Consider the following 13,763-nt stretch of genomic DNA (forward strand, 5'->3'; position numbering starts at 1 on the left):
TTGTCTTCGGCATAAATTACGATATGGATATCGAAGAGTGACCGCAACTCTTCGGAAAATGGGACTGTGTGTGAATCATAAAAAAGTATTACGAATCATGAGACAAAATCAGATTCTCTCAAAAGTTCGTCGAAAGAAAAAGAAATATATCAGTGGTGCGGAGCCAGTAGTAGCGCCTCATCGATTGGAACGCCAATTCGATGCATCCGCACCAAATGAAAAGTGGTTTACGGATGTGACATATCTATTATTTGGAGAGCGTACCTTGTATTTATCAACGATTATGGATGCCTTTAATCGTGAAATTATTAGTTATGTCATCAGCGAGTCCCAAGCACTGCCATTAGCAATGAAGACATTAAAACAAGCAATGAGAGGGCGAAAAGTAAAAGATGTCCTTCTTCACTCAGATCAAGGAAGTATTTATACAGCGAAGGAATTTCAAGCATATGCCAAAGAAAACGGCATTATCACCAGCATGTCCCGGAGAGGAAATTGCCATGATAATGCCGTCATGGAAAGCTTCTTTAGTCATTTAAAAAGTGAAGCTTTCTATTCACAAGAGATAACAAAAGTATCCAACACAACTGTGCGAAAGATTGTGCTAGAATACATTCATTACTACAATTGTGTGCGAATTCAAGAAAAATTAAACCACCTATCCCCTAAAGAATTTAGGGAACAAGTGGTTTAGGTGTTTTGATAGGTGTCCCGTTTTCGGGGTTCACTTCACCTTGTGTGGGGATTTTTTCATAAAGAAAAGACACCCTAAGGTGCCTTTCTCCGACTTGAACCACTTTACTTTTAATAATATGTATTGGACTTCTATCCAAATACAATTTTAACATATTTCCGGAAATATGAAAGCGTATTCATTAATTTTTCTAAATTTTCTTTCTTACTAAATGGGGTAGTGACAGGTTGGTTGTCATAGACCGCAAAATAAGTAAGGTTGAACCAACAGTATTATCTTTACTATGAAAAATCCAACTTTTCCCTGGCTGTAAGAATCCTGGGGTTTTTGCATCAGAACAGTATTATATATATATAAATAAAATACAACTCTAATTAAGATCTGTATTTTTGTGTAATAAATTTTTACAAAATCTGAAGATATACAAACGACTATAATACGTTATGGTTATTGTATCTCGAGGGTTTCCTTATAAACCTTAGCTATATATTTTACAAAATCAATGACGGGATAGTGTATGAGTGAACGGTGCTGCGCGAAGAGAATCCCTTCTTTTTCCATTTCGGAAATGAGTTGTTCAATTTTTAACTCTTTTTGTTGTATCCTATTATAATTTTGGTATACAATGTTTTTCCATTGATAGGAGGAACCGTGAAAATAACTCTCTCCTTTTACCCTGTGACTAAATATTATTTCTATTTTTTCTCTACGTTGTTTTTCCTTCATATGCGCTTCCGTTGACTGCATGTTTATCGCCTCTTCCCTTTGAGCTGTATACTGTTTCCAAAAATACGGTCTAACTTATCATAGCCAATGTACAGTAATCTTGTTGGGGATTGTCGTTTACGGCTATCTCATCAAATGTATATATTTTTCAAGCGCTTAATCTAACATCTTGGATTCTACATCTAAATAAGTTGTTTGTCTGTATAACATACCATTCATCTTTTCAGTTTTTGCTACCAAGAACAAAATTAGAAAGTAGTGAAAAAGCAGGAAAGATTAATTGTTTATCAATCTTTATTATAAAACGATTCTTTATGGGCATGCACCTTTTTACAATCACCAAGATTTACAACATGACGAGTATCTTCATCCATGAATGTTATTCTGTATTTACTGAGGTTAGTTTTTTTATTTAGGCTAACTAACATATTGTATGCCTCAGTATCTATTTTATAAAAAAGAAAATATATGTAACGGTCCCACTTTTGATATAAAAAAATCCTATAAAAATATAGCGCTCTTAAAGTGTTTTGTTACAAATTTGTTATGTTTGACTTAAAAAAAGGAAAGTAATATTTATTTGTAGAAAATTTTTAAGGATAAAAATAGGTTGAGTATCCATGGTAAGAAAAGGGGGCACTTATATGCTAACAAATGATTTAGATTTCCGATTAGAACCACGTTTAAAAGAACTGTATGAACAACATAAAATAAGAGCGCAGAAGATAGACTGGGGTTATCATGAGTTTTTACCATGGGATAAGGGAATGGACTTTAAAAGAGTTCCTTGGGATGAAAGTCAAGTTACTCTCCCTTCTGGTGTAATTACGGCCATTGAAACAGCTTTATTAACAGAAGTGAATTTACCATGGTTTACAACGTATTTATCTGCGACTTTTAAAGGTTCCCTTTCTGTTATTACAGACTTTATTCATACTTGGACCTCAGAAGAGGATCAACATTCGAATTTATTAGAGACATATTTACTACTCACTCGAAGTGTAAACCCTAAACGTATACATGAATTAAGAAAATCAGTCGTTGAGTGTGGATTTGAGCCTGATTTTCATACACCAATCGAAGCCATGACATATACGACGCTACAAGAACTTGCAACAATGGTGTTTTACAATAATGTAGCTAAGGTGGCAAGTAAGCATGATCCAGATCTTGCTACATTATTACGCCGTCTTGCAAAAGATGAAACACTTCATTATGCGTTTTATCGAGACGTTATTCGAACACATTTAGAATTGGAACCAAATTATTGCTACTATATTGCCAATGTGATTAGGAATTTTAAAATGCCAGGTGCCGTCATGCCTGATTTTGAAAATAGAATGGCTGTGATTGCAAAAGAAGCAAACTATGGGCCACTACAATATTTTGATCAAGTACTTGATGTAGTGGTTGAGTATTGGGGGTTAAAAGACTTACGACCAATTGCCCCTCTAGCAGAAAAAGCAAGAATTGAGATTTTGGAATACCACACAAGATTGAAAAAAATACGGGATCGATTTGGTCGTTTTCAAGGGAAAGCTGATCTACGTTAATGAGTAGAGATTTCAGAATATAAGCGGGGAAATTCCCCCGCTCTTTATGGGAAAGCTGACACACCCCCTATTGTTTTGGGGGTGTTTTTTACATAATTTAATTTTTGTTAAAAAAGTTGTTGACGATAAAAATGATTTTATGATATTATAAAATATTTGATAAAAAATCACATATATGTTAAGGTTAAGAAGGTTACCATATATGGAGGTGGATTATATGTTTCAAATTGGCGATAACATTGTTTATCCAATGCACGGAGCAGGTATAATTGAAGCCATAGAAGAAAAAGAATTCTCAGGAAAAAAACAACAGTATTATGTTATAAAAATGTCAATCAGTAATATGCAAGTCATGATTCCTATGGGTAAAATACTAAGTTCGAGTATACGCCCAGTTACTGATATACTTGCATTAAAACACATTATACACATTTTTCAGCATGGAGAATCAGATAAATTATTGCCGTGGAAACAAAGGTATAAAGTGAACACGGACAAAATAAAAACGGGTGAAATACAAGAAGGTGCTGAAGTTGTACGTGATTTAATGCGTATGAAGAAAGAAAAGGCACTTAATACAAGCGAAAAAAAAATGTTGGATAACGCACATGAATTTTTGATTAGTGAACTAGGATTAATTAAAGGGATCACTGAAAATCAAATAAAAAGTTTCTGTTAAGGTTCATTCTAGATAATGTATTACATCCCCCGAAAATATCCTGAATTTTTCGGGAATATGATTATTATTAAAAGTAAATCATTTCAAAGACATTCAACTTCTTCAACTCACTTTTAGAGTAGGAACCTCTTTTGTTATTACTTCAATCTAATCCATTTTTATTTTTAAATTTCTTTTACGAACGTTCGAAGTTTCATCAAATAACTCGATTAAATAGTCACTTGATTTTTGCAATCCTGATTCACACTGGCACGGACAAGGAGCCGTAAGGATGAAAGAGAGGTAGGTATACTATCTAAGTCATTATTTCTAGAAGAAAAAACAATTAATCTCACCGCTATCTGTAAGAGTTTCTTACATCTACTGAAACAGTGAATAGTAATTGTTTATCTTCTTTACGTAAAATTGATAAACGAACTGGTAACACCATATGGTCAACTACAAAAAATGGTTTCCAGACCAGGAAACCATTTTTAATTTTAATTACATACTAATAGTAAATTAAGCAGTAAGAAGGAGTGCACACATGAAAAAAATGTTAACAAAAGAATTAAGTAATGAATTAAAGAAGCGAGAAGGGATCATTTCTATTACAGTTGAGCCTTATGAAAAAATTGAAGTTGGTGGAATTCGTGTAGATGGACCAGCTGTTATTCTAATTAATCAAGAATACCTAAAAATTGTTGAATGAAGAAAGGGATGATCCTTTTTGTTTGCTGCAACTTTTATTTGATGTGTTGGGGTTAAAAGGAAGGAGAGGGTCGGGATTATCATGGTGGAAAGCTTAATATTGGTAGGATTTCTTTTTACGTTATATACATTAGTTGATAAAAAAACAAACTAATTTATATAACGATATATTGTTTCCTTTTTAAGGGTGAGATTTATTTGATAGTGAAATGGATCATTTAAAGGAGGAATTTAGATGGATGCAAGGAAAGAACGCATAAAATACGAAAAGATGTCAAAGAATTATGACCGTATTTATTCAGTTTCGTTTATCCTATTAATTATACTTGTTTGTAGTAGTGTGATTATCATAGGAGCTACAGGAGGAAAATATGGAGTGTTTTTATTGTTAGCAATTTTACTTAACGCACGTATTACGAAAGAATCTCAAAAAAAGTATGAGCACTATTCTAATAAAGGACGTATTTAAAATCATACATATCCTAAAAGGAACAACCTAGATGTACATTCAAATTATCCATATATCATCACCTATTAACTAGTAAAAGTAACTTTATATAAATAATTTTAGCAATTTAGAAATAGAAACCGTACCTTATTAAAATGTTATTTCCGTTCCTATAATGAATTATCCTTCTAGCATATTTATAAGATTTATATCATATATTAGGAGAAAGAATGCAAGTTAGAAAGGAGTCTTATAGAATGAGTTATTCGGAAGGAAATGACTTGAGTGAACAACATATGGTAAGTGCACCCAATCCCTACGTATATCAGACATTACAATCAGTAATTGGTAAACATGTGGTTATTGAAACTGTAAGAGGTAATCTAAGAGGAAAGTTAAAAGATGTTAAACCAGATCATTTGCTCATTGAAGATACGGTGCCATATATTGTACGCATTCAACAAATTGTATGGATTATGCCAAAACAATAATCAAATTACATCTAATCAGATTTATAAAAAATTAATGTCATAGTCCACCAAGTAAAAACACAGGGTTTTATCTCTGTGTTTCTTCAAATTTCCGTTTTTGAATATATGCTTGAGCATGAATAAGTTCTTCCTGAAGCTCTTTTAATTCTTTTGTAGATTCTGATTCAATAGCCATGTAAGTAGTAACTAAACTGATCATCATATCCATCTTCTCTACTATATTTTGAATGACTTGTTCAGATTGCTCTTTTTTAGGATGTTGTATTGCTATTAATACATTTTCTATATAATTGTTCTTTCTTTGCTGGATATCATAAATAAACTGTTTTGTGTTTGAGTTCATTTGTTATTCCTCCGTTTTGGATATACTTCTATTTTATCATATTTGAATAGAAAATATTGGATTATCCTAAAATTACACCTGTTTCGTACATCTCCTCAAATATATACAAACTAATCTCTTAACGTAAAGGGAGCTAATCAAAATATGTCAATTTTGTGTCTAAACGTACAATTTTCTTTTTTTGATATGATCATCCCCATGCCCGTCAACTTAAGAATATCAACTACCCCCAAGTGTAAAAAAGTTATTCTTTCTAAATACAGATTTTAAAAAAAGTCATGACGTTTTAAAAAGGGTGAACTGAAACCTATTTGTATATGAATGGGTTTTATGTTTCGTATTGTATTTATTCAGAACGTCTCTTCAAGTGGAAGATTCACGTTTTAATAAATTGAACTTAAATCTTATAATGTATATTATAAATTTAAATAAAATTGATAGTAGGTGATTCATAAGTGAATAATAATTTGCTTCTGATAAAAGACTTTAGCAAGTTAACTGGCTTATCACGAAAAGCTTTGTATCTTTATGATAAGCATAATATTTTGAATCCTGTGTTTATTCATCCGAATAATGATTATAGATATTATGATAAGAATCAGTTACTAACTGCTAAACGAATAAATTTTTTAAAACAAGCAGGGTTTAGTTTAAATGAAATCAGCAAAATCATTCATAGAAAGTTATCAGATGCTGAAATAAGTAATTTGATAGAAGAAAAACTTCAATTGGAAATAAATAAGATAAAAGATGCAAATCAAACAATAAATAAATTGAAAGGCCTGAATCCTACAATTACGATTTTAAATAACGAAATAAAAAAAGAGTATCTAGAATCATTGTTCGTATATGAATATGAATTATTACCAAATGAAAATATATGTGTAGCACTGAATAACCTAGAAGAATTAGTTAGCGGAATTAATGTTAAAAAGAATGAAAGAATCATCACATATAAACTGATAGATAATAAAATTCACCCTATTCGTATCGCCTTACAATTAAAAAATTACGAACTAAATCAATTGGCAATCACAAGTTATTTTGGTTTTCAAGCGCAAAAGTTTTTCTATGAAATTGATCCTTATCAAGAAGAATCGATATTAAAAATAAATGAGATAATGAAAAAAAATGAAATAGAATTATCCGAACCATATATTTATGAACGTATATTAAGTTCAGATGATTATCTATATTCCTCCAAACGCCTTTCGGAATTTATTTTTCCGTCTAAGTATTAAGTATTTGACCTTACCCTTAGGTTAACCCTTACACTCTCTTTAAAGGGAGGTATAATACATGAAAAAAAATAATTATGCATTGGTAACAGGAGCTTCTAGAGGGATAGGAAAGGCAATCGCAATCCAACTTGCAAATGATGGATTCAATTTATTATTACATTATAATCAAAATATAGAAAAGGCTAATCAAGTCAAAGCAGAAATTGAATCGATTGGCAGACAAGTACATTTAATTCAAGGTGATTTCAATTCCAGTGAAGGGATTAATAAATTCATCGAAAAAACCAAGGGAATGCTAATCCAAGATAGTAATGTATCACTGCATACAATTGTTCACAATGCTGGACATGCTACATCAAATGGATTTGGAGAAGTGGACTATGATGAGTTCGATCGTCTATTTAATGCAAATGTTAAAGCGCCATATTTTATCACACAATCTCTAATCGGATTTATAGCATCCAATGGTAGGATAATAAATTTATCATCCGGTGTGACACGTATCGCATTTCCACATATGATGATATACAGTATGACAAAAGGTGCAATTAATACAATGACGTTTACACTAGCAAAGGAATTGGGTGAAAAAGGAATTACGATTAATTCCGTAATGCCTGGGATCATTGATACGGATTCAACTGCTAATTGGCTGCATACAGAAGAAGGTCAAGAAAATGCAAAGAACATGAGTGCTTTAAAAAGAGAGGGTCAACCAGAAGAAATTGCAAATGTTGTTTCATTTCTAGCGAGTGAAAAAGCGAGTTTTATTACTGGTCATAATATGGATGTAACTGGCGGAAGTCATTTGTAATTAGGGAAATGTAGCTTTTGAATAAAGATTTGTTGATTAAAGTAAATTCTAATATTAAATCTACAAAAATATAGAGAACGAAAAGACTAGTAACTTTACTAGTCTTTTTCTGCTTTTTTATTGTACTTTCTTCTAACATATTTCTTTTTAAACACTTATTAAAAAAGCATACAAATAATGAAACTATTGAGATAACAACTAATCTCAAAACAAAAACTTTCTTTGGATAGTTATTTATGAGAAGTCACATCATTTTTTCGTTTTGGGGGTGACCTGTTTTCTTAGGTTGATGGGTATGTATGATCATCCCTTATAGGTCAGCATATATAATGTCTTATTTGTTTTTTTAAATGTAGTGAAGCACAGAGCATTAGAAAATTCATATGCTCTCAATAGAGTATATGATAGAGAATGGAAAAAGAAAATAGAAGAAATTCCAAACGATGAAGTCTGGTAAATAAAAGTATTCGACTTAATTACTAGAGGGAAATCACATAGTCGGTATTTTGAAATTAGCAAATCGATAATTACACAAATGGAATATTGGAGGACTTTGAGAAACGATTGTGTACATTCTAAAGGTAATCAGTTTGTAGCAGCGCATGTTGAATCTATACAATCAACTCTCCCTGAGTTAGTAATTAACTGTAGGAAAAATGTCTTATCTAGAGAGGTTGAGGAGTATTTCGAAATTTGGTGATTTTATAATCCTAATGTAGGAAAATACTAAAACAAAATACAAGAAAACCATCGTACTTTTCTCTACGATGGTTTTCTAAATGTATAAAAGCCCTAGTTAATTAGTAATGAAGAAGATATTGTAACATACGTTTCGTATTACGTAAAATATGCAAGTTTTATTAATAAAAATGGATGAGTTGATACTATTCAAATTTCCTTCTTTCTAAACGATCAACTGCCTCACGTTTTTTCTCATTATTAATATTTGTATAGATACTAGTAACTTCCACAGAAGTATGGCCAAGTTGATCCCGAAGTAATACTAGGTCTTTGTTTTCCTTATAATGATTTGTAGCATATGTGTGCCGTAGTTTATGAGGGCTTGGCTTCTCATCAAAAGCACTTGAATATTTATCACATAACTTCTGTATAGCTCTAACAGTTAGCTGTGTATATTTCCCTTTATAATTTGTTACGAAAAGTAAGTCTTCATCTTGAGGACAGTTATATTTACTATGACGAACCTTAATGTACTCCTGAACATCATCTAAGCAAGAGTGAGTGGCTAATATGGAAGATCTTTTATTACCTTTACGAGTCACTTTTATTTTTCCCTGACGGAAGTTTATACTAGATATAGTAAGACTAGCTACCTCAGAAACTCGAAGCCCAGTGCCTAAAATGAGGCTTATAATGGCTATATCTCTTTCTTTATCACGCTGAAAAAAACTATATTTTCTTGGTGATATATCTTTCAACATTTCTCCGTAAACATTTGCTAAAAATTGAAGAAAGGCTACATTATCCTTTTCGTTAAATATCATGTTTGCAACGTCATCTGCTTTTTCCTTATGTAGCTCAATTTTCTCCATAACATTACGTGAGATATAAATTTCCCCGTATTCATTTTCTGTATTCTGAGCCAAATAATTGAATAGTGATTTTAAAGCAAAGAAGACTTCTTCCTCAATGAGCGTGAAGCGCCACAGTCTAATGAGGAAGTGGGAGATGAATTAGTTAAAATGCTAAATTTAATTATATTTGCAAAGTTCTTAATTATTAATATTTTATTTATACAGAGTAATTTGTTACTTATTTAATATTTTATTGTTAGAATGGATGCAAGTTGCAGGAGATGATTTACATAATTGTAAATATTATCTTTTTGTTTTTGAATATATGGAGGAGGGACGAGATTGTTAAGTAATATTTTTTCCTTTAATTAGATTTAGTAGTAGAACAAAAATTTATTTTTTTGTATATGATGATTAAAAAATGAAAAGGAGATGCTAATAAATGAAAATACCTTGTTTTGTCATGCGTGGAGGAACGTCAAAAGGATTATTTTTTTTAGATAAACATTTACCTTCAAATAAATCGATTAGAGATGAGGTTATTTTAAAAGCGTTAGGGGCAGGAAATGCACGTGGTGTTGATGGGATGGGTACGTTAGATCCTTTATCAAATAAAATTGCGATTATTCGAATTTCCAATACACCAGGAATAGATATTGATTATTTATTTTTACAAGCAGATTTAAAGAGAAGGATATTAGACGATAGTGTAAACTGTGGAAATATAATTGCAGCTGTTGCTCCCTATGCAGTAGAGAGCGGACTAATTAAAGTCGGATCAGGAAAAGAAACTATAACAATAAGAAATTTAAATACAAATGTAATTGTTGAATCAACTATAGCCACTAAAAACGGAAATGTTGTATATAACGGAGATATTAAAATTGACGGTGTTCCGGGTACAGGAGCTCCAATAAATCTTAATTTTAAAAATTCTATCGGCTCAGTTACAGGGAAGTTATTTCCTACAGGTGCAAAAATGGATGTTATTAATGGAATTAATGTATCTTGTGTCGATGTATCAGTGCCATTAATTATAATTCGAGCCAGTGAATTGGGAATTATGGGAGATGAAAGTCCAGAATTGTTAAATGCAAATAAAACATTTTTACATGACATTGATCTCATTAGAAAAAAGGTAGCTCGTCTTGCAAATTTAGGTGACGTATCAAATAAGGTAATCCCTAAGATTGCGATAATTTCAAAACCTAGGAAATCTGGCACTATTACATCAAGATATTTTATTCCTCACCAATGTCATAGCACTCATGCAGTAACAGGATCACTCGCATTATCGGCAGCCATAAAAATTAATGGTACAACTGCATACCATGTTGCACAAAATAATGATTTAAATAAAATGAAAAAATTGAATCAAATTATAATAGAACACCCAGCGGGGAAAATTCAAACAGAATCAGTTATTGAGGAGTCAGCTAATGGATATGTAATTAAGAAATCTAGTATTACACGAACAGCAAGGTTACTTTTTAAAGGAGAATTAATAATACCTTGATCAATGAATTATTTTTCTTGATATAGTTTTAATGGCACATTTTTTAAGCACCGAGAAATTTAAAGAATAACGTTTCTCGGTGCGTATATTTATTAAGGAGGCCTACATTAAATGGATAATCTTAAAAAAGCGACATTTTTTATGGTTCTTTCAGGAATTAGCTTTTCACTTTCTGGATTTTTTGCAGAACATGCTATTATATCAGGGGATTTCTTTGTAACTTTAACAGCAAGGTTTTTTATTCCTTTTCTATTCTTAGTCCCTTTTATTATAAAAAGAATGGGGGAAATTTCATTTTGGAGTAATAGTTATAAACAATTACCTCGAGCTTTTTCTATTACCTTTTCACAGGCATTATTTTTTCTATGTGCAGCTAAAACCTCCCTTTTTATAGCAATGGTTTTATATAATACAGGTCCTATTTTTATCTGTCTTATTACTCTTTTTTCAAAGACAAGGCGTGCGACAAGAGTAGAAATAGTAGCAGCATTTCTAGGATTTTTTGGAGTGTTTCTTGTTTTAAAAAATGGTGGTATTGATTATGAAGCATTTCTTTATTTAGGAGTAGGTTTACTTTCAGGATTATCCTTAGCATTTTCACAATTTTTTTTACATAGAAGTGCACAGACGGATGATAATCTATCCATTATGGCCTATACATACCTATATGGGACGATAATATCGGGTGTACTCTCTGCATGTTTTTCAAAGGGGAATTATATTGATGTATTTACGAATAATACAATGGTACTAGTATTTTTATTCTTAATGGCAATGGGAAGTTTAGGGAATCAATGGTTTAGAGGAAGGGCGTATAGGTTAACTACGAGAATTTCAAATTTATCTGCGTTGTTATATTTAAACATTTTGTTTTCACTGCTACTAGATATATTGTTTAATAATAGTATTCCATCAGTTATTCAAATTACAGGTGCTATTTTTGTGATGGGTAGTGCTGTTATTCCAATTATAATACGCGTAAATAAACAGCAAACAGAACAAAGAAGGGCAGCAAGTTCATAAAAAATAGAGTATATAAAAGGTTTCCTTTTTATATTTTGATGATATTTTTATGTATAATAATGAGTTTAATGGTTTCATATATTATATGTAATTTGTTATTGTGTAAAGAATTACATTAATATTTGCAAGATGAATTATGCAAGAAAAACCCTAAATCTAAATCATGTTCCTTTAAAAGGAATTTTAGTTAACATTCGTAGTTGGCATTTGCATGTTAATCCATAAATAAAAATTTATATTTGACGGGATGTATAGGAGAATGATGTAATTGTAACAATTAGATGACAGAAATTATTCTGTGTATAATTTATAGGTGTAAATGCTTTTTAATTTAGTGTAATTTCATTCATGAAAAAGTACGTTTGAAAATAGAACGTACTTTTTAAATACATCTTTATGACCCTAATTCTAGGAATACTGTTTTATTATGTATGAATTTAGTGTGGAACATTATATAATGAAGCTCTTTTAAATCAGTCTCTTCTAACCCAGTTTAAACATTGTGAAAAACGGATTAACGGTATGAATAAAAAGAATTACCCTGAACAATCTGAAAAGGGAAGAGTGATATCATAAAAAAATATAATAAGGAACGATGCACATCAAATAATTTAAAGGGGGGGTTGGAACAAAGAATCAGTTCTCCTAATTAAACACTCCATTTAATTAGGAGAACTGATTCACTTTAATTTTACATTAAATCCGTGTTTAATTGATAATTGTATTTGGACGTATATCCTCGTATACTAATATTTAGTATACTCATTGTACAATGATATAATTATGTCGACTTGATTTTATACTGAAGTTAGTTGTGTCATTATATATTTATTTTAAATTATTATATTGGAGATGGTGAATTGTTTTATAGAGTATTAAACATGTATAGTATTATGACTTTTGATAAAGATTTATTTAATGACATTCAAAAAAACATTCAAAGTTCAAAGGGGTATGTGTCTCATATTAATACTAAAACCAATATAAGAAATATAAATCCTAGATATAAAACATATTTAGATTATAAACAAGCTTTGTATACAAAGTATAAGCCGTTGGATCCTATAAAGAAAAAAGAAGGCGCAAAATATTCTTATATAGCTCTATTGCCAGAACATATTGAAAATAAAAAACTAGATGAGCTATATGAAAAATTTGGTGTTCAAGATGACTTTATAAATGAATATGAAATTGTTCAAGAGGATCAGTCAGGAAATTATACTGCGGTTCATAAGCCATTACCTATTGAATATTTAGCATACGAAAATTTACTCGACATGGATAAAAAGCTAGAACTAGTTGATGGTGAAAGTTTAAGTAGAAATTTTGTAATGCAAAATTATAAAAGGATTGTATTACTCCCATTTTTAATTAAAAATAATGAAGTTTATTCTGAAGGCTATGTCATCGCCAATATTTATGACGTTGGTATCATCACATTACAGGTTACAGTCACCTTTGAGGATAAAACCGTATCAGTACCTACAGATCTACCTAGAAAATTCACTATACCAGAAGTTCATTTTTATAAATCAAAAAAATATTATACTTCTAATGACTTTTGGGAGAAATCTATTCACAAAAATATAAGCATTGACCAAATTATGTCATACTATGTTAATCAACTTTCAACTTTAGGAAAGATATCACTTACTGAAAATCCGATTGACCGAAGAATTAACTGGGTGTTTGGTGATTACCAACTTAATAGATACAGTAATCATAAGGAATTTATTAAAAATAATGAAAAATTATATTATAGTTATTTATTTAATGGAGATAAAGAACGTGTTAATAGGCGTTCAGATGAGGAAATTAGTATATCTTTAAAAGAAGCACTTATTGTTAAAAGTAATGACCATGCCTATATGTGTAGTCCCACATTTTCTATTCTTAGTTTTGGTTATACAACCTTCTATAATATGGCTAAAAAATATTTAGAAAAAGATGAAAAACACCTTAAACGTTCAAAAGTATATAACGAAAAACTACAAAATATATATAAAAAGC

Annotated in this window: 13 protein-coding genes and 1 pseudogene; 11 read left to right on the plus strand and 3 right to left on the minus strand. The window is 30.7% G+C overall.

The genetic code is table 11. The features are described 5' to 3' along the window. Nucleotides 1-694, plus strand: a 694-nt coding sequence (locus ACO6VI_RS31550; protein ID WP_422422957.1) for an IS3 family transposase, incomplete at its 5' end; no start/stop codon positions are given. 447 nt (nucleotides 695-1,141) lie between these two features. Here ACO6VI_RS31550 and ACO6VI_RS31555 read toward each other — a convergent pair. Further along, the gene (locus ACO6VI_RS31555; protein ID WP_098650279.1) at nucleotides 1,142-1,441 is read right to left on the minus strand and encodes a hypothetical protein; all 300 of its coding nucleotides are present in this window, start codon (nucleotides 1,439-1,441) and stop codon (nucleotides 1,142-1,144) included. A 623-nt stretch (nucleotides 1,442-2,064) separates the two neighbouring features. Between ACO6VI_RS31555 and ACO6VI_RS31560 the strand changes: the two genes are divergently transcribed. The 5 genes from ACO6VI_RS31560 (at nucleotide 2,065) to ACO6VI_RS31580 (ending at nucleotide 5,281) form a co-directional block, all read left to right on the plus strand. After that, the gene (locus ACO6VI_RS31560; protein ID WP_422425065.1) at nucleotides 2,065-2,973 is read left to right on the plus strand and encodes an acyl-ACP desaturase; all 909 of its coding nucleotides are present in this window, start codon (nucleotides 2,065-2,067) and stop codon (nucleotides 2,971-2,973) included. A gap of 217 nt (nucleotides 2,974-3,190) precedes the next feature. Then, nucleotides 3,191-3,652 carry a CarD family transcriptional regulator gene (locus ACO6VI_RS31565; RefSeq protein WP_016079014.1) on the plus strand — a complete coding sequence of 154 codons (462 nt, stop codon included), beginning with the start codon at nucleotides 3,191-3,193 and terminating at the stop codon, nucleotides 3,650-3,652. Between the two features lie 526 nt (nucleotides 3,653-4,178). Continuing rightward, nucleotides 4,179-4,343: a BC1881 family protein gene (locus tag ACO6VI_RS31570; RefSeq protein ID WP_422425067.1), complete on the plus strand. Its 165-nt coding sequence runs from the start codon at nucleotides 4,179-4,181 to the stop codon at nucleotides 4,341-4,343. 234 nt (nucleotides 4,344-4,577) lie between these two features. Continuing rightward, nucleotides 4,578-4,811, plus strand: coding sequence for a hypothetical protein (locus ACO6VI_RS31575; RefSeq protein WP_000340038.1), 234 nt, complete (start codon nucleotides 4,578-4,580; stop codon nucleotides 4,809-4,811). A gap of 236 nt (nucleotides 4,812-5,047) precedes the next feature. After that, the gene (locus tag ACO6VI_RS31580; RefSeq protein WP_422425069.1) at nucleotides 5,048-5,281 is read left to right on the plus strand and encodes a YuzF family protein; all 234 of its coding nucleotides are present in this window, start codon (nucleotides 5,048-5,050) and stop codon (nucleotides 5,279-5,281) included. A 67-nt stretch (nucleotides 5,282-5,348) separates the two neighbouring features. On the opposite strand, the gene ACO6VI_RS31585 is transcribed toward ACO6VI_RS31580, so the two are convergent. Next, nucleotides 5,349-5,624, minus strand: coding sequence for a hypothetical protein (locus ACO6VI_RS31585; RefSeq protein WP_059304073.1), 276 nt, complete (start codon nucleotides 5,622-5,624; stop codon nucleotides 5,349-5,351). A 455-nt stretch (nucleotides 5,625-6,079) separates the two neighbouring features. Here ACO6VI_RS31585 and ACO6VI_RS31590 point away from each other — a divergent pair, with 455 nt between their 5' ends. Together ACO6VI_RS31590 and ACO6VI_RS31595 are read left to right on the plus strand one after the other, a co-directional pair. After that, the gene (locus tag ACO6VI_RS31590; protein ID WP_422425071.1) at nucleotides 6,080-6,865 is read left to right on the plus strand and encodes a MerR family transcriptional regulator; all 786 of its coding nucleotides are present in this window, start codon (nucleotides 6,080-6,082) and stop codon (nucleotides 6,863-6,865) included. A 58-nt stretch (nucleotides 6,866-6,923) separates the two neighbouring features. Next, the gene (locus ACO6VI_RS31595; RefSeq protein WP_422425073.1) at nucleotides 6,924-7,679 is read left to right on the plus strand and encodes an SDR family NAD(P)-dependent oxidoreductase; all 756 of its coding nucleotides are present in this window, start codon (nucleotides 6,924-6,926) and stop codon (nucleotides 7,677-7,679) included. Between the two features lie 884 nt (nucleotides 7,680-8,563). On the opposite strand, the pseudogene xerS reads toward ACO6VI_RS31595, so the two are convergent. After that, a pseudogene (gene xerS / locus ACO6VI_RS31600) lies at nucleotides 8,564-9,316 on the minus strand (tyrosine recombinase XerS); the annotation flags it as partial. A 340-nt stretch (nucleotides 9,317-9,656) separates the two neighbouring features. On the opposite strand from xerS, the gene ACO6VI_RS31605 reads away from it, so the two are divergent. The 3 genes from ACO6VI_RS31605 to ACO6VI_RS31615 form a co-directional block, all read left to right on the plus strand. Further along, nucleotides 9,657-10,730, plus strand: coding sequence for a PrpF domain-containing protein (locus tag ACO6VI_RS31605; protein WP_242281038.1), 1,074 nt, complete (start codon nucleotides 9,657-9,659; stop codon nucleotides 10,728-10,730). Nucleotides 10,731-10,841: 111 nt separating this feature from the next. Continuing rightward, the gene (locus tag ACO6VI_RS31610; RefSeq protein ID WP_422425075.1) at nucleotides 10,842-11,753 is read left to right on the plus strand and encodes a DMT family transporter; all 912 of its coding nucleotides are present in this window, start codon (nucleotides 10,842-10,844) and stop codon (nucleotides 11,751-11,753) included. Between the two features lie 860 nt (nucleotides 11,754-12,613). Then, nucleotides 12,614-13,763 (plus strand): hypothetical protein (locus ACO6VI_RS31615; protein ID WP_422425077.1); only part of this gene is annotated, 1,150 nt, incomplete at its 3' end.

This window comes from Bacillus sp. PSXD-155, from assembly GCF_049310765.1.
Classification (GTDB): domain Bacteria; phylum Bacillota; class Bacilli; order Bacillales; family Bacillaceae_G; genus Bacillus_A; species Bacillus_A cereus.